The sequence below is a fragment of the Geobacillus genomosp. 3 genome (assembly GCF_000445995.2).
GTDB lineage: Bacteria > Bacillota > Bacilli > Bacillales > Anoxybacillaceae > Geobacillus.
The window spans coordinates 1380751-1398082 of record NC_022080.4; the positions used below are offsets into that span (position 1 = coordinate 1380751).

At 49.1% G+C, this 17332-nt stretch carries 15 protein-coding genes; 14 read left to right on the top strand and 1 reads right to left on the bottom strand.

Features of this window, described 5'->3' with window-relative positions; all coding sequences use genetic code 11:
* Positions 1–143: 143 nt before the first annotated feature.
* Positions 144–1115 (bottom strand): ABC transporter substrate-binding protein, encoded by a 972-nt coding sequence (locus M493_RS06935; RefSeq protein ID WP_020959588.1) that lies wholly within the window; start codon positions 1113–1115, stop codon positions 144–146.
* Positions 1116–1315: 200 nt separating this feature from the next.
* Between M493_RS06935 and M493_RS06940 the strand changes: the two genes are divergently transcribed.
* From M493_RS06940 to M493_RS18855, 14 genes are all read left to right on the top strand, one after another.
* Positions 1316–2317, top strand: coding sequence for a FecCD family ABC transporter permease (locus tag M493_RS06940; RefSeq protein WP_020959589.1), 1002 nt, complete (start codon positions 1316–1318; stop codon positions 2315–2317).
* Positions 2314–3366, top strand: a complete 1053-nt coding sequence (locus M493_RS06945) for a FecCD family ABC transporter permease (RefSeq protein ID WP_020959590.1) — start codon at positions 2314–2316, stop codon at positions 3364–3366. Before M493_RS06940 ends, M493_RS06945 begins: the two co-directional genes overlap by 4 nt.
* An 18-nt stretch (positions 3367–3384) precedes the next feature.
* Entirely contained in the window at positions 3385–4197 is an 813-nt protein-coding gene (locus M493_RS06950) for an ABC transporter ATP-binding protein (protein WP_020959591.1), read from the top strand.
* Positions 4197–4934, top strand: coding sequence for an IucA/IucC family C-terminal-domain containing protein (locus M493_RS06955; protein WP_020959592.1), 738 nt, complete (start codon positions 4197–4199; stop codon positions 4932–4934). The genes M493_RS06950 and M493_RS06955 overlap by 1 nt, the downstream gene beginning before the upstream one ends.
* Positions 4935–5067: 133 nt before the next feature.
* Positions 5068–7047, top strand: coding sequence for a putative bifunctional diguanylate cyclase/phosphodiesterase (locus M493_RS06960; protein WP_020959593.1), 1980 nt, complete (start codon positions 5068–5070; stop codon positions 7045–7047).
* Positions 7048–7123: 76 nt separating this feature from the next.
* Entirely contained in the window at positions 7124–7423 is a 300-nt protein-coding gene (locus tag M493_RS06965; protein ID WP_020959594.1) for a DUF5634 family protein, read from the top strand.
* A 51-nt stretch (positions 7424–7474) separates the two neighbouring features.
* Positions 7475–7936, top strand: a complete 462-nt coding sequence (locus M493_RS06970) for a GNAT family N-acetyltransferase (RefSeq protein WP_020959595.1) — start codon at positions 7475–7477, stop codon at positions 7934–7936.
* Between the two features lie 166 nt (positions 7937–8102).
* The gene (locus tag M493_RS06975) at positions 8103–8729 is read left to right on the top strand and encodes a histidine phosphatase family protein (RefSeq protein WP_020959596.1); all 627 of its coding nucleotides are present in this window, start codon (positions 8103–8105) and stop codon (positions 8727–8729) included.
* Between the two features lie 189 nt (positions 8730–8918).
* Entirely contained in the window at positions 8919–11564 is a 2646-nt protein-coding gene (locus M493_RS18025; RefSeq protein WP_020959597.1) for an MHYT domain-containing protein, read from the top strand.
* Positions 11565–11810: 246 nt separating this feature from the next.
* On the top strand, positions 11811–12527 hold the full coding sequence (locus M493_RS06985; RefSeq protein WP_020959598.1) for an EAL domain-containing protein: 717 nt from the start codon (positions 11811–11813) through the stop codon (positions 12525–12527).
* Positions 12528–12733: 206 nt separating this feature from the next.
* Positions 12734–14761 carry a flagellar assembly protein A gene (locus M493_RS06990; RefSeq protein WP_020959599.1) on the top strand — a complete coding sequence of 676 codons (2028 nt, stop codon included), beginning with the start codon at positions 12734–12736 and terminating at the stop codon, positions 14759–14761.
* A 373-nt stretch (positions 14762–15134) separates the two neighbouring features.
* Positions 15135–15872 (top strand): LytR/AlgR family response regulator transcription factor, encoded by a 738-nt coding sequence (locus M493_RS06995; protein ID WP_020959600.1) that lies wholly within the window; start codon positions 15135–15137, stop codon positions 15870–15872.
* 93 nt (positions 15873–15965) lie between these two features.
* Positions 15966–16565: a PAS domain-containing protein gene (locus tag M493_RS18850; RefSeq protein WP_020959601.1), complete on the top strand. Its 600-nt coding sequence runs from the start codon at positions 15966–15968 to the stop codon at positions 16563–16565.
* 23 nt (positions 16566–16588) lie between these two features.
* On the top strand, positions 16589–17269 hold the full coding sequence (locus M493_RS18855; RefSeq protein ID WP_020959602.1) for a sensor domain-containing diguanylate cyclase: 681 nt from the start codon (positions 16589–16591) through the stop codon (positions 17267–17269).
* Positions 17270–17332: the final 63 nt, after the last annotated feature.

Sequence of the window (17332 nt, forward strand, 5' to 3'; positions counted from 1 at the left end):
CTTTGTGATCACATATTGGCCGCAAATGGTGCTATGGATCCCCAATGCTTTAAAATAATGGGGAGGATGGCGCAAAAGTCAACAAAAAAGCTGTACAGCGGAGCGTGTGTAACGCTCCGTTTTGTACAGCTTCATTTTTGGCATTATTGTTCTTGCAGAAAATATTTTTCAATATCATCCAACATCAAGTGGGCTGCGAGCACACCGCCAGCCGTGTTCCAAATCGTGTCGCTCACTTTGTACACTTTGCCTTGTTTCGCGACGTTTAAGTTTTGGAAGAGCGGGTCGTTGATCCATTCTTTCTCAAGTTCGCTTGCTTTGCCGTCCCCGGTTTCATATGTAAAGTAGAACAAGATGTCGCCGTCCATGGCCGGGATGCGTTCTTTCGTCACGCCGGTTTCCGCAAAGTCGTTCACGTTTTGCGATTCCGGGCGGGCGAAGCCGAGTTGGTCTAAAATGACGCCGGAGAACGAGTCTTTATGATAAATGCGGACGTCGCCGGCCATAAAGCGGACGATCGAGACTTTCATGTTTAACTTGTCGCCGAGTTTCGCTTTTAAGTCTTCAATGCGCTTGTCGTATTCAGCGATGACTTGCTTTCCTTTCTCTTCTTGGTTGACCGCTTTTGCATAAAGCATAAAGTTGTCTTTCCAATTGCCGCGAAGCGTTTCGGCAAACACAGTCGGAGCAATTTGTTTCAGTTGCTCGTAAATTTTTTCATGGCGCAATTTGTTGCCGATGATCAAATCCGGTTTCAAGGCGGCGATCGCTTCCACGTTTGGCTCCGATTCGAGACCGAGCTCTTTGACGCCGTCCATTTGATCTTTAATGTGGTCGTACCACGGATCGCCCGTCCACGACTTGACAGCGCCGACCGGTTTCACGCCTAATGCAAGCAGCGCTTCTGTTCCTTCGTTCGTTAAAATGACGACCCGTTTAGGCGTTCCTTTGATTTCGGTCGTGCCCATGGCGTGCTCAACCGTATAGCTTTCTTCCGCTTTCGGTTCCTTGTCTTCCGCCGGCTCGGCCGTCTCTTCCTGTTTTCCGCCGCAGCCCGCGAGAAGCAGGAGAGAAAGAATGAAGGCGGAAAGCAGAGTAAGATGCTTCAATTTCACAGTCAAATCCCCCTTTGATATTGATAATGAGTTTCATTTACGCTAATATAATAAATAACAGTGATAATCACTGTCAATAGAAAATGAAAAAAATGATGGGAACGTCATGAAAAAATCATAAAAAATGTTGACGATGAGAGTCATTATCAAATAGACTTAACGATAGATATATAATTAATGAAGCAAGGGAGATCGCGGGAATGTTCGCAACAAACCGTCAAAAAACGTTTGGCCTCATCGGGCTGTTTATCTTGCTTCTTGCGGCCATGTGGATGAGCATTGTGTACGGATATACCGATACGAACTGGCGGCAGGCAGTGGCAGCGCTTATTGACAATAACGGCTCGAACACCCATTTGGTTGTAGCGACAGTCCGTCTGCCGCGGGCGCTTATTGCTGCGGCGGTCGGGGCGAGCTTGGCGATGGCGGGGGCGCTCATGCAAGCGCTGACGCGAAACCCGCTCGCTTCACCGGGTATTTTCGGTATCAACGCCGGGGCCGGCTTTTTCATTGTCATTGTCGTGACGTTTTTTTCTGTTTCTTCCTTGCAGATGTTGTCATGGGTCGCATTTATTGGCGCAGCAGTAGCGGCGGCGATCGTGTTTGTGATCAGCGCCGCGGGGCAAGACGGGTTAACGCCGCTGAAGATGACGCTTGCCGGTACGGCGGTCGCTGCCTTGTTCGCTTCGCTGACGCAAGGGATGCTGGCGATCAATGAAAAAGCGCTCGAAGAAGTGCTCTTTTGGCTGGCCGGATCGGTCGCCGGCCGGAATCTGGAGCTGTTGGCAGTCGTCTTTCCGTATTTGGCCGCCGCCTGGCTCGGGGCCTTGTTGTTGGCGCGGCATGTCAATATTTTAATGATGGGGGACGATGTAGCGAAAGGGCTCGGGCAGCGGACGAACTTGATCAAGGCTGCCGCCGCTCTGTTAGTCGTGCTGTTGGCTGGCGGATCGGTCGCCGTCGCCGGCCCGATCGGGTTTATCGGCATGATGGTGCCACATGTGGCGCGGGCGCTGGCCGGCATTGACCATCGTTGGCTCCTTCCATACTGCGCCTTGCTTGGCGGGATTTTGCTTTTGGCGGCTGATATTGGGGCGCGCTACATACTCATGCCGCGTGAAGTGCCGGTCGGCATCGTCACCGCGTTGATCGGTGTTCCGTTTTTCATCTACATTGCCCGCAGGGGGATGGCAGCAAAATGAAAAAATACGTCACGGTCCGAATGGGAAAACATGTCTCGTTTTTCTATGACAAAAAAGCTGCCGCCGTGATGGCCGCGCTCGGGGCGGTGGCGGTTTTGCTTTTTCTTGTCAGCGTCGGCAGCGGGGAGATGCGCATTTCGCCGTTCGAAGCGGCCGCAGCGCTGCTCGGATATGGGGAAGAGATCCACCAAACGGTCATTTTGACGTTCCGCCTGCCGCGTGTGCTTGTCGCTTGGTTGGCTGGAATGGCGCTTGCGGCCGCCGGTGCGATTTTGCAAGGGATGGTGCGCAATCCGCTCGCTTCGCCGGATGTGCTCGGCATCACCGGTGGGGCAGCGGCCGCGGTCGTCGCCTTTTTGGCACTGTTTAGCGACGAAAACAACTCCCTCACCGTCAGCATCCACTGGCTGCCGCTCGCAGCCTTTCTTGGCGCCAATGCCGCTGCGTGGCTCGTGTATTGGCTCGCGTGGAAAAACGGTCTCGCCCCGCTTCGGCTTGTGCTGGTCGGCATCGGCATTTCCGCGCTCATGCAGGCGGTGACGACGCTGCTTATGATCGTCGGGCCGATTTACCGGGCGAGCCAGGCAAACGTTTGGATCACCGGCAGCGTATATGGGGCATCTTGGCAGCACGTTTCGTTCATGGCGCCATCGGTCATTGGACTGCTTCTTATGGCCGTGCTTGTGTCCCGGCACGTCAATGTGCAAGAGTTGGGCGACGAACTGGCGGTTGGACTTGGCAGCGCGGTCGAACGGCAACGGCTCGGGCTTGTGTTGCTCAGTACAGCGCTCACCGGTGGGGCGGTGGCGTTTGCCGGCGGCATCGGGTTTGTCGGGCTGATGGCACCGCATATGGCGCGTCGGCTTGTCGGTTCGGCGTTTGGCGCGCTGCTTCCGACGGCGGCGCTGTTAGGCGGCGTGTTAGTCATGGGAGCGGATTTGGCCGGGCGAATGCTTTTGGCGCCGACGGAAATCCCGGCCGGCGTGTTTACGGCCGCACTCGGTGCGCCATATTTTATTTATTTATTGTACCAAACTCGGAAACCATAAATGAAGGAGGGGGCAAGCATGCACGCGCTGCAGGCGAAAGAATTGACATTGTCGTACGGGGATGCGCTCATTATCGATCGGTTGAACTTGACGATTCCAAAAGGGAAAATCACGGTGTTCATCGGCGCGAACGGCTGCGGCAAGTCGACGCTCTTGCGCGCCTTGGCCCGGTTGTTAAAGCCGACAGGCGGAGCTGTATTGCTTGATGGGAAAGAAATCGCCAAACAATCGACAAAAGACATTGCCCGCCGGCTGGCCATTTTGCCGCAGTCGCCTGTGGCTCCGGAAGGATTGACGGTTCTTCAGCTCGTCAAGCAAGGGCGTTACCCGTACCAAACGTGGCTCAGGCAATGGAGCGACGAAGATGAGCGCGCCGTTGCACGCGCCTTGGCGGCCACCGGGCTTACCGAACTCGCCGAGCGGCCCGTTGACTCGCTGTCCGGCGGTCAGCGCCAGCGCGCGTGGATTGCCATGACGCTGGCGCAAGAAACAAACATCATCTTGCTTGATGAGCCGACAACCTACTTGGATCTCGCGCATCAAATCGATATTTTGGATTTGTTGTTTGAGTTGAACGAAACAGAACGGCGAACGATCGTTATGGTGTTGCATGACATCAATTTGGCATGCCGCTATGCGCATCATCTCGTCGCCATTCGTGACAAAACGGTGTACGCCGAAGGGAAACCGGAGGATGTCATTTCCTGCCAGCTCGTGAAAGATGTGTTTCAGATGGACTGCCAAATTACGTACGACCCGCTCTTTGGCACCCCGCTTTGCATCCCGTATGGAAAAGGGCGGCGCATCCTACAGAAAGAAGGCGTATCGTGATGAGGTTAAGCGAAGAGGAAATGAAAGCGTTGGAAACGTACCGTTTCTCAAGCGAGACCACCAATGTCTTGTCATCGATGTTGTTGGATCGGCTGCTGAACGATAACGAACAGCTCGTGAAGTATGTCGCACACGTCCGTACCGAGATGGGGGCGGCGAACGACGCGGTTGCCGCTTCCATGCTTATCAAACGGTTAAGCTTTTTGGCGCCGATGGCTTTATACGCCATGTCGGTATGGAACAAACGATTGATCCTTGACCCTGAACGTATTTGGCTGGATACGGACAACCAAGGGGAGATGTGGATGCCGCGCTTTCGCTTGGAGCCGCCGGAAGCGGAAGTATGCGGCATCGAGCGCAGCCGTTGGCGCGAGCAAGCCGTTCGCGACGTATTCGCCGGTTTGTTTGCCCCGCTTATCGTCCGGTTGCGGCGCCTGACGCGCATCTCGCCGCTTATTTTATGGGAAAATATTGCTATTTATGTATATTGGGTGTATGAACGTTGGTTCGAGGATGAGGCGCTTGCCCCGATCACTGACCGGCTGCGGGATGATTTCCGCTTTCTCATTCATGAAGCCGACGGCCGCCTGTTCGGTCAAAAAGACAATCCGCTCCGCCGCTTTTGGAAAGGCGCGAGCGGCATGCAGCGGACAACGTGCTGCCTGTATGTGCAAACAAAAGGGGGAACGTGTTGCCAAACGTGTCCGCTCAAAGCCCGTCAGCGGCAAACCGGGTGACCGGAAAGCCACTGGCGGGCGGTTTCATGTTTTTGACAAAATGTTTGTGAAATTTGTTGATTTTTGCCGGTATTTTCGTAAAAATGGAAGTGAGGATCACGGCATATTTTGATCAATGACGAGGTACCATCGCATGGACAAGTATACGGCCTTTTTCCATCACTTCACAGAAGCAGTCGTCATCTTTAACTGGCAAGGTGTCATGATTTATCAAAATCCAGCCTTTGACCGTTTGGCGTTAGGCCGGGAAGAAAAGGAGGCGTTGGCGGCCGAAGGGCGGGCGCAAGCCAAACGGATGAAAGAGCGGTTGGCCACCTTTCAGATTGAATTGCCCGGCGGTTCCTTCGTAGCCGGAATGTCACCGATCATCGATGAACGCGGCCAGGCGGCGGCCATGTTATGCGTCCTTCGCCGCCAAACAGCGGCGGATGGGCTGCAAGCGCGGCTTGCAGAAGCGGAGCGGCGCCTGCAGCTGATTGTCGAACACTCGAGCGATTATGTATTGATTTTTTCACGCCACGGCGAGTTGGTGTACATTCCGCCGTCATGGAAACGAAAAACGAATGAGCGCCACCCGATATCGCGCGAAGATGTGCTGGCGTTTGTCCATCCGGATGACGCGCCGGTCGTGGCGCAAAAACTGGCTGAGCTATACAGTACATACGAGGTGCAAACCGTAGAATTCCGCAAGCGGGGCGAGCAAGGCGAATGGATTTGGGTCGAAGCGCAAGGGAAGGCCATTCTTGACGAGGCGGGAGCGTTGGATTGCGTTATTGTGACCGTGAAAAACATCAGCGAGCGAAAACGGTATGAGGAAAAGCTGCGCCAGCTCGCTTACTTTGATTCACTCACCGGCATCGCCAACCGCAGCTATTTTGAACGGCATATTGATGGGCTGATCACAGGCCGCACACCGTTTGCCCTTTGTTATTTAGATTTTGACAAGTTTAAATGGATCAATGACCATTTTTCCCATCAGGCCGGCGATTACTTTTTGCGCGAGGCGGTCAAGCGCGTCCAGCAAGCGCTCCGTCCCGACGACTTTTTCGCCCGCGTCGGCGGCGATGAGTTTGTCTTGCTGTTGCCGAATGTGACGAAAACGGAGATGACCACATTGGCCGAGCGGCTTGTCAGCTCCTTTCACGAGCCGTTTTATTACGAAAAACAACTCATTCAATCGACGTTATCAGTCGGCATCGCCTTTTTCCCGCAAGACAGCGACCGGATTGAGCAAGTGATGAAATACGCCGATCAAGCGTTGTATGAAGTGAAAGAGCGGGGGCGAAACGGCTATGCCTTTTATCGTCCGACCGAGCACCGGCAGGCCATCATCGAGCAAGACTTGCCGTTTGCCATTATGCGCGGGCAGTTGTATTTATGCTACCAGCCGAAAGTGCGGCTCGCCAAAGGGCGGACGATGGGGGTCGAAGCGTTGCTGCGCTGGCGCCACCCGGTGCTTGGCGACATTCCACCATTCGATTTTATTCCGTTGGCCGAGGAGAGCGGGTTTATTTTTGAAATTACGCTATGGGTGCTCGAACGGGCGTGCCGCCAAGTGAAAGAATGGGAAAGAAAATTTCCCGGCTTGAAGCTGGCCGTCAATTTGTCGCCGTTTCTGCTGAATCGTCCCGAACTTGTCGAGCATGTGAAGCGCATTTTGCGCGAGACCGGGCTCGCGCCTGACCGGCTCATTTTGGAAGTGACGGAAAGCGGGTTGATGGAAAATATTGAGACGGGACGGCACATTTTAATCGAATTGCAGCAGCTCGGCGTGCAGGCGGCGATCGACGACTTTGGCACCGGTTTCTCTTCGCTTGCGTATATTCGCAATTTGCCGGTGTCGCTGTTGAAAATCGACCGCAGTTTTATCCAAGGTATTGTTGAAAACTCAAAAGATGCGACGATCGTCGATACGATCATCCATTTGGCAAAAAGCCTGGATATTGAAGTACTGGCTGAGGGGGTTGAGACCGAGTCGCAAGTCGTCCTTCTTTCACAAATGGCTTGCGATTATGCGCAAGGGTTTTATTTCAGCCGTTCGCTTGAAGCGGAAAAGCTGCAGCAATGGCTTGAAGAACATAGCCGCACCGCCTGCGGGGAATCGCCGGCGTAGCCGATCATTTCCGTTCATTCTTTTCCCCGTTTTGCCGCACACTAACGTTGAGATAGGCAAAGAGGAGGAAAAGAAGATGGAATTTGCGCCAAGAAGTGTCGTGATCGAGGAGTTTATTGATACGCTTGAGCCGATGATGGAAGCGTATGACCTTGACCAAGTCGGCATTTTTGAAGAGCATGGTGAAGGCAACCGCTATTACATCGGCTATACGATTAACAAAGATGATGAAATGATCGTCGTTCATATGCCGTTTGTCCGCAATGAGCGGGGCGAGGTGGCGCTTGAAAAGCAAGAATGGACGGTGCGAAAAGACGGCGATGAGAAAACAGGCTATCGCTCGCTGCAAGAAGCGATGGAGGAAGTCATTCATTAACGACAAGCGGCCCGGGAGGCCGCTTTTTGGCTGACGGAGAGGGAGAGAGGCATGATCCGGGAACTTCAACTAGCAGACAAAAAAACAGCCGCCAAGGTGCTTCATTTGCAACGGCGCGCGTATGCCATCGAGGCGCAGCTCATCGGGAGCACGGCGCTTCCGCCGCTGCGCGACACGGTCGATGCGCTGCAACAATGCGGCGAGCGCTTTTTCGGCTATTGTCAGGGCAAACGGCTCGTGGGGGCGATCGCTTATAAGCGGAACGGCCCGACGCTTCGCCTTTGCCGGCTGATGGTCGACCCGGACTGTTTTCGCCAAGGGATCGCCAGTGCGTTGCTTGCCTTTGTCCTTCAGCAAGAGCCTTCGGCAAGCGGAATGGTTGTAACGACCGGCAGCGGCAACGCGCCCGCCATTCGTTTTTATGAACGCCATGGATTTCATGCGATTGAGCACATCGAAACGTCGGAAGGAATTGAACTAACGAAACTTGTGAAAAAGAACTGGAAAATATGAACAGAGCCGGTGATTTGGTGAGAAGCTCCAAATCCGATGGCTGTGTTGCCCAACGGCATTCAAGCGGGAGATCAAGGATGACAGGAACGAACATGCCGCGTTTCGTTTGCTTGAACCGGCTGTTGAATAATGGATAGGTTGATAGAGGGGAGACATACGGGAGGACATGACAACAACATTGTATTTGACAAGACATGGGGAAACAGAGTGGAATGTGGAAAAGCGGATGCAAGGATGGCAAGACTCGCCGCTCACGGAAAAAGGACGGCAAGACGCCATGCGGCTTGGAAAGCGGCTTGAAGCGGTCGAGTTGGCCGCGATTTATGCGAGCACCAGCGGCCGGGCGTGCGAAACGGCCGAGCTCGTCCGCGGCCGGCGGCCCATTCCGATTTATCAGGACGAACGGTTGCGCGAGATTCATCTTGGTGATTGGGAAGGCAAGACGCATGACGAAATCCGAGAGATGGATCCGCTTGCGTTCGACTATTTTTGGAACGCGCCCCATCGGTACGCCCCCGAGCGCGGCGAGCGGTTTTTCGATGTGCAGCAGCGGGCGCTGGAAGCGGTGCGGCGCATCGTTAGGCGGCACGAAGGAGAAACGGTGTTAATCGTCACTCACGGCGTCGTGCTGAAAGCGCTCGTGGCGGCCTTCAAAGGCGCGCCGCTTGACCAGCTTTGGGCGCCGCCGTATATGTACGGCACGAGCGTGACGATTGTGGAGGCGGATGGGGAGAGGTTTCATGTTGTCGTGGAAGGGGATGTGTCACATACGAAGGAAGTAAGAGAAGTATAAGAATGATCATTAGCTAAAGAAGGATGGGCGATTGACTGTTGCCCATCCTTTTTAGTTTTGAAACATTGTTTTCCAAATTATAAACTAGGCGATAAATCACAGCAATGCTGGATGGATGTCTCCATTGTTTGTAGTGGTGCATTTTTATATGATGATGTTGTCTTTGACTTTAACGAATGGGGAGGCATTATGGAGATTACGGGGTATCATGATCCATGGTTAGTTGCCATTTCTGTCATTATTGCTGTCGTTTCCTCTTACCTATCCTTGAATATTTCTGAAAAAGCCGTTAGCCATGACAAAGAAAAAATTATTTGGGTGTTTATGGGAGCCATAATCACCGGTTTAGGAATTTGGTCTATGCATTTTACAGCCACGCTTGGGTACCGCCTATATTCCCCTATAGCCTATAAAGTGATCCCGACGGTTTTATCGTTTTTGTTGGCCGTGTTATGGTCGTTCCTTGCTCTGTATTTAGTTTGTTGCAGCAGGGGAAAGGCTTGGCGCTTTGTTTTAGGCGGCGTCTTGATGGGGACTGCCATTAGTTCGCTCCATTATGTGGGGATTGCAGGGATGAACACGGGAATGTCTATGCACCATCACCCGTTTTTTGTTTGTCTATCAGTTGTGATTTCCTTTTTCACCTCGTTCTTGGCTTTGTTGATCCTTTTTGTTGCCTGCCGTGCAGAAAATAATTGGCCTTTAAAAAAGATCATCAGTTCCGTTGTCATGGGAGGCGGAATCGCGGCGATGCATTATATCGCAATGAAAGGGACATCGTTTCAACTACCTTATAACGGGGAAATAACGTGGGCGGAATTCGCTTCATCGATTCCGTCTGATGGCTTAGCTTACATTCTCGCTTTGATTACGATTGCGATATTGGTCATGGTCAATGTGATCGCTTCCATCGAACGGCGGGAAGCGCTGCGGCAACAAAAACTTACAGAAGCTCATTATCAATGTCTAGTGGACTACAATCCGCACCTTGTATTGTCTGCTAATCTTGAGGGAGGAATTGTCACCATTAATCCAAAGGCGGCAGAAATATTGCAGGTTCACCGTGACGCGCCGCCGGCCAGCTTGTATGAGCTGCTTTACAAACAAGATTATGAAAAAGTTGAGGAATGTTTGAGAAAGGTGAAAAAGGGTGAGCCTTGCTTTTTATCAGCCCTAGTAAGAACAGCTCAGAAAAAAACGGTAATCATGGAGTTTACGTTTATTCCAATAACAGGGGGAAAAGATGTCATCGGGTTGTTTATGGTCGGAAGAGACGTTACACCACTTGTAAAATATCAAGAGCGTATAAAGAAAACACAACAAGATTTATGGAACACCATTTGCCAACAGCAAGGAATGATTTTTAAGTTTACGAAAAGGGGGGAGCAGTTCGTTCATACGTTATGCGGCGGCGAACTGCTTCATAGTTTAGGGCTTGATCCGAAACAGGTGCTTGGCAAGACATTGCATGATTTTTTGCCGAAGTGCATCGCCGACCAAAAAGAGCGGTATTACCGGCATGTGTGGGAAACAGGGGAAGCGTTGTACTATGAGGGGAACGTAAATGGAATCGACTATTTGACGAGTTTGCGCCCTATAAAAGAGAACGGCCAGGTGATTGAAGTTGTCGGTTCGGCGATCGATATTACGGAAAGGAAAATAATGGAACAAGAGATGCTGCGGGCAAAGGAAGAGGCAGAAAAGGCCAACAAGGCGAAATCCAATTTAATTTCGCGTATGAGCCATGAAATTCGGACGCCATTGAACGGCGTGCTTGGATTCGCCCAATTGCTGGAAATGGATAATTCTTTAAACGGTCAGCAGCGGGAGTTTGTGCAAGAAATAGTAAGCGGTGCCCGTCATTTATTAAATTTAATCAATGAAATGTTAGATCTGGCAAAAATCGAAACGGGAAGGCTGCATTTAACTTATGATGTCGTTCACCCGAACAGCATTATTAAAGAAAGTATTAAATTAATCGAGCCGTTAGCTAATAAGAAAAACATCGACATTAAAGACCGATCGGATTTTGATGAGAAAGTGTATGTATACACAGATGCGACAAGAGTGAGGCAAGTGCTGTTGAATTTGCTCGACAATGCTATTAAATACAGCCATGAGGGCAGCACGGTTGTTGTTGAAGGGAAATATAACAACGGCAGCGTGATTATACATGTAAAAGATAACGGGATAGGCATCCCAGACGAAGAAAAAGAAAATATTTTTGAGCCATTTTATCGAGTCAAAGGCACTCGTGTTGACGGTCATGGCATCGGTTTGGCTTTTGTCAAACAAGTTCTCCACCTTTTGGGCGGTACGATTAGGGTGGAAAGCAAGTTGGGGGAAGGGAGCGATTTTTCGTTCAGCCTGCCGGCGCTCAATCATTTCCACGGCCGGCCGCATTCGCTAGGAGGCGGACAAGTCAATCGGGATCGGCTATTGAAGCTCGGGAATAAAAACATTTTATATATTGAAGATAATATAGCCAATCTAAAACTGTTAGAGCATTTGTTGCGGCCATTTCCCAATTTTTTGTTGACGTTTGCCTGCGATGGTAGCGAAGGCTTGCAAAAAGCTGCCAATGGCCAATTTGATCTTATTCTTATCGATCTCAATCTCCCGGATATAAGCGGATATACAGTATTGGAAATGCTGCAAAGGGACGAGCGGACAAAGCATATTCCCATGATCGCACTTAGCGCCAACGCCGTGCCGAAAGAGATTGAAAAGGCTTTAAAAATGGGATTTTCGGACTACATGACAAAACCGTTGGACGTCAACCTGTTTCTCGAAAAATTAGCAACAATATGTGAAGAAAAGCGCTCCCATAGATAAAGGAAGCTTCTGCATTTTTCGACAAAAAAACAATAAATATGTCGTAAAAAGTCAAAAAAAGAGCCTGATATGTCCTTTCGGCTGTTGCTGAGGGTTGGATTGATGCCTCACGTGCGCGAATGGAGTTAGACAGACGCATGGAAAAAGATTATATTGAAATCTAAACAAAAGCTATATTAGGTTAATGGTCGTACTCATCCCTCGGTACAATACACGATTAACGACCTATGAAAGGACCGTGAATGCGTGATCTCAGTCTCTGTTAGAAAACTGATCAACAGACAACAGTTTGAACACGTTTACCAGCCGCTTTGGGATCTGTTTAATTGGAGCATTTTCGGCTATGAGTCATTAGTACGGGTCGACGGTGTTAATTATGTTGAACGTCTTTTTCAAGCAGCTAGAGAGGAAGGATGTTTATACGAATTCGATCTAGTGTTGTTAGAAAGTTCCATTTCTCAGTTTCCTTTTTTAGAAAAGAAAGGAAGACTACTTTTCGTAAATGTGTATCCGTCCACGGTTTTGCACCATAAGTTCGAGCCGTTTTTAAAAAGGATAATTGAACGCTTCCCGTACGCCAAAAACCGAATCGTATTCGAACTGAATGAAACAAAAGCAGAGGAGGACATATGGGGGGACGACGGGCTAAAAGCAGCGATACAGACGATGAGAGAGTACGGGTTTTACATTGCTATTGATGATGTAGGCAAAGGGGCATCGACCTTGCAAAAAATTATTGAGTTACAGCCGGATTATGTAAAATTGGATCGGTATTTTGCTCAAGGGTTGGCCTCTAATGAAGAAAAACAAAAAATAGTCAGCTTATTGGCGGACTACTGCGGCCGAAAAATGGTGCTCGTTTTAGAGGGGATCGAGAAAGAAGTGGATCTTGCCCAAGCAAAACTGCTGAGAGTCCCGGCTGCGCAAGGGTATCTTTTAGGCAAACCGGGTAAGCTAACATGACAAAGCCCTAACGCCTGAAAACCGGGTCAACGTTGCTTTGGCATCAACGTAATGTCGGGCAGCCGAACGATCGGGCAAATGAATCCACAATGGTTCGACAAGTGTGGGAATGTTTTCAGTGAAAGCGAGAATTGCCGGCAAACCGGAAGATTGAATAAAAGGAGTGTATTTAGGTTGTAAACATTCTAGGCAAAGGGGGAACGTTGATGGGACAGACGGTCATTTCAAAAGGAAAAAACATCAATGAGGCAATTCATGCCGGCCTAGCGATGTTGCAAAGCAATCGTGAAGAAGTGCAGATTGAAATTATTCAACAAGAGACAAAAGGGATTTGGCGCATCGGTTCGAGACCGGCCGTTGTAAAGATAATGAAGGTAGAAAAGAAAGCAGAGGCGCCTGACATAGTCGGGGAAGAAAAAAACTCCCCAGCAGATAACGACAAAAAAACAGAGTCAAAAGCAACAGAGAACTGTACAAATGGAAAAGTATGGGTAAAGGAAGGGCGGATTTTTTATCGTTTGTCGCCGCTATGCTATCCGACGATTACTGTAGGGCATGGCGTTCTCCTTTTAAAAAATGGTCAGCCTGTGACTGGGACGACAGTCATAACGGAAGGGGATCGACTGGAAATACAAACACTTGAGGAGACGGTTGAAACGAAATGGGATATTATTGTCGATGAAGACAAGATGCACGCTATCTTGCGCATAGAGCCAGGGATAACAAAACGTTTTGAACTTAAAGATATCGATCCTGATTATCATATTGAGTTAAAAGCCCAGCAGCATATTGAAGTGCGCAACAGCCTCGGATATAATCAGATTTTGCAAAAGCTAAAATCGTTAAATGTTGTTCAAGGGTTTGATTTTATTGCGATGGCCGAGGCAGCTAAAGCAACAAAACCGGGAGATTTCGTCATTGCGAGAGGGATGAAGCCGCGGGAAGGAAAAAACGGCTGGGTGGAGCCAACGGTCAATATAGGCCATCAGCAGGCAAGACCGAGACTGCGTGAAGACGGTACCGTCGATTTCCGCGAAGTAAACCGTATTCCTTCTGTTCACCTCGGACAAGTCATCGCGGTCGTTCACCCTCCGATTCCAGGTGTTCCTGGCATGACCATAACGAACGAGCCGATTCTGCCTAAACCTGTCCATCCGGTGACGGTCCATTTAGGAAAAGGGGTCACAGCAATTGAAAACGGGACGAAAATCATGGCGTTGGCTAATGGGCGGCCGGTGTTCCAACAACAAGGGATGGATGTGTATATATGGATAGTGGACAAGCTTACTCATCAAGGCGATGTCGATTTAAGTTCCGGCAATATCCGGTTTCATGGTGACGTCGATATTACCGGCAGCGTGGAAGACGGAATGAACGTTGAGGCAGAGGGCAATGTGACGGTGTTTCAAAATGTCAACCGGGCGACGGTTACGTCAAAACAAGCCGTCTTTATTAGGCAAAATGTCATTGGAAGCGTCATTTCGGCAGGGGAAGGCCGTATGCTCGTTTCTGAGCTTGCACATTTATTAAGCTCGGTTGAAGAATACATTGAAAGAATGATTTCTTCCATAAAACAACTAATCAATTCTCCGGCATTTAAAAGGACAAATTGGAAACAAAACAGGTTACTCCCGCTAATAAAGCTGTTAATGGACTATAAATTCCGTCCTTTGTCATCAATAGGACAAAAGTATATCGAAGCGGTGAAAAAGGGCGGCCATTCGCAGCTCCAGCCAGTTTGGCTCGATTTAGCTGAGCGGCTTCAACTTTGTTTTTTCTCAAGTATTCCGAACGAACTCCATTCCCTTGAACGGCTCACCAAGCTGCTTGAAGACATTAAGGCAACGACGAAACAACATATGAATGGAAATGGTGAGCACAGTTATGTCGAGATGGCCTACGCGTTGAATAGTACGATCTACTGCAGCGGCGATATAACCGTTTTTGGCCAAGGGTGTTATAACTGTACCATTCATTCCGGCGGTTTTCTAAACGTAAAAGGAGTTATGCGCGGCGGCCGCGCCTTGGCCCGAAAAGGGGCGTTTATTCAAGAGGCTGGTTCGGCTTCCGGAGTCGTTACACACATTGCCGTGCCCCAAGGCCAAACGGTGAGGTTTGGTGTGGTTAAAGAGGGGACAGTAGTTCAAATCGGTAAAACATCTTACACGTTCCAAGAGGAGCACCGTCAAATTGAAGTGTCGCTAGATGAAAATGGACAAATGATGTTGACTTAAAAAACCGGGGGATATAATGTGTTTATATGAGTCGACGAAAAATGGGCAGATGTAGAAGAGCGTTTAAAAGCGAACTTAAATATAAGACAATAGAAGCGCCTAAAGCGGTGTATCAGGAAATCGAGTGTTTTCATATAGGCTTTTCAATTTATTCACTGTCCCTTTTGTTGATTCAACAAAATTGGATTGTCTGTTCTTTTCATCGATGCCTGCAAAAGAGAAAGAAAAACAGGCGATGGTTTTCAGAACTAGATCGGAAGAGAATGAAGTATTTCGCATTGCTCAACTGGAAGAAATGTTAGAAGCCAATGTTCTGCCAACCAAGGGAGGGGGTTCATTCAAAATAGGGGATTAGAAAGAAGGCAAGGAAACAATGGAAGATTTAAAAATTGTGATTGCTGATGATGATGCGTCTTCCAGAACGATTTTGCGGCATTTTATCCGCTTGTTTCCCCATTACAATGTTGTGGCTGAGACGGCAAGCGGAGAGGAACTTTTGCAGCTCGTGCTTCAAGAACAGCCGGATATTGTGTTGGTGGATATCAGTATGCCCGGGCTCGATGGCATGGAGGCAGTAAAAATATGCAAACAGCTTTTGCCCTCTGTTCAGGTGATTTTTATTACTGGATATGATGAATTTGCCGTAGAGGCATTTGAAGTGTCTGCTACGGACTATATCGTGAAGCCGATTGAGCGGACGCGTCTCTTTTATGCACTCGAAAAAGCTCGCAAACTAATCGATATGGCCAAGCGATGGGCTACACCAGCGAAGCAGCCAAGCAAAAGGCTTGGAATCCGGTCGAAAAACGCTATTGTTTTGTTGCCCATGGAGGATATTTTATTCGTAGAAAAGGAAAGCAGAAAAACAGTGATTCATACGGTAAATGAGCAATATGAGACAACGGAGACGCTGAACGAAATCGAAAAGGAGTTGGATGATGATTTTTTTAAAACTCACCGTTCCTATATCATTAACTTAAAAAAGGTAGTGAAAATTACACAGGTTGGCGAAACGTATTTAGCCCACTTTCTTAATAGCGAAAAAGTGGCATATATTTCGAAGCTGAAATTTCATGAAGTGCAGAGGAAAATCTTTGATATGAATAGGTAGGCGATCTTTTTGGAGGAAAGCAAAGGCTTGTAGAAGACTAATTAAAACAGCAGTGAGTGAAAAAGAAGTTTTTATTGACTATCGGGGGGCCGTATGGAACAGGACGAGAGGTCGTTGATCGAGCATCATTTCAGCATGCTACGGGAGATTTTCGACGCTATAGACGATATGATTTTTGTTGCGAAATCCGACGGTTGCAGCTTTCGCTATATATGGGCCAATAAGGCAGCCTGTCGCACTATCGGCATGGACAATGTCACCGGTAAGCGGTTTGAAGATGTTTTGTCTCCGGAACGGGCAGCCAAAATAAAGGAGAACTACAAACAGGCTGCCCAAATGAAAACAACGATTACTTATGAAGATGAAATGGAAACGTCCAATGGATGGAAACATTATGAAACCGTTCTTACCCCGCTGGATGGGGAGGGCGATTGGCATCGATGGTTTGTCGCTGTTGTTCGTGACGTTACAGAACGAAAGATGAAGGAACGGGAACTTCAAAAGATGAAGGAGCAGCTGGAAGCGAGCAGGAAGCGTTACAAAACGTTTCTTGAACATTTGCCGGGAGGAGTGCTCGTATTTAACCAAGAGGGAATGGTTATTTACGCAAACATCAGCGCCGTGCAGCTGCTCGGGGCGAAGCAAAAAAGCGATATTGTAGGCATTCCGATGCGGAAGATCTGCCGAGACTAAACAAAGCGGTGTGGGAGAACACCTTGAGTGAGCAACTCTCTTTTATCGAGAAAGTGGACACATTTGATGGCAGGACGATTTATGTAAGGTTGTCGCTTTCGTATATCGAATACGACGGAAATCCGGCCATTCAAGGAATTATGCTTGATGTGACTGAACGGATTCATTACGAAAACAGGCTGAAGTATTTAGCATTCCATGATTCGTTAACCGGCTTTCCAAATCGGAGATTGTTTCTCGATCTCGTGCGACAGTCAATCGAGGAGGCGAAACGGGAGAATAGACGGTTGGCTGTCATGTATATAGATATGGACCGCTTCAAGGAAGTGAATGATACGTTCGGCCATGATGTAGGGGATCAGTTGCTGAAGTTATTCGCCCAAAGGGTGAAGGATAATATTGGGGCGAATGCCATCCCATGCAGGATTGGGGGAGACGAATTCCTAGTATTAGTAAAAGATGTAGCGAATGATGCGCAGATCGAGAAAACAGCTCATAAACTGCAGCAAAGCATGCAACCCCCTTTCCTTGTCAACGGACATAAAATCGTTGCGACCATTAGCATAGGAATCGCTGTTTATCCGTCGGACGGAAACTCTTCGAAAGAATTGATCCGCCATGCTGACTACGCTCTTTATAGGGCAAAGAGTGTACGCAACAGCTATCAATTTTATAGCCAAAATGTTAGAAAAGCCGCTAAATAGGCGGCTATTTTGTCGGCGGGCGTTCCATCTCTTTTGCTAGAATGGTTTTTCGCTTTGCTGCAC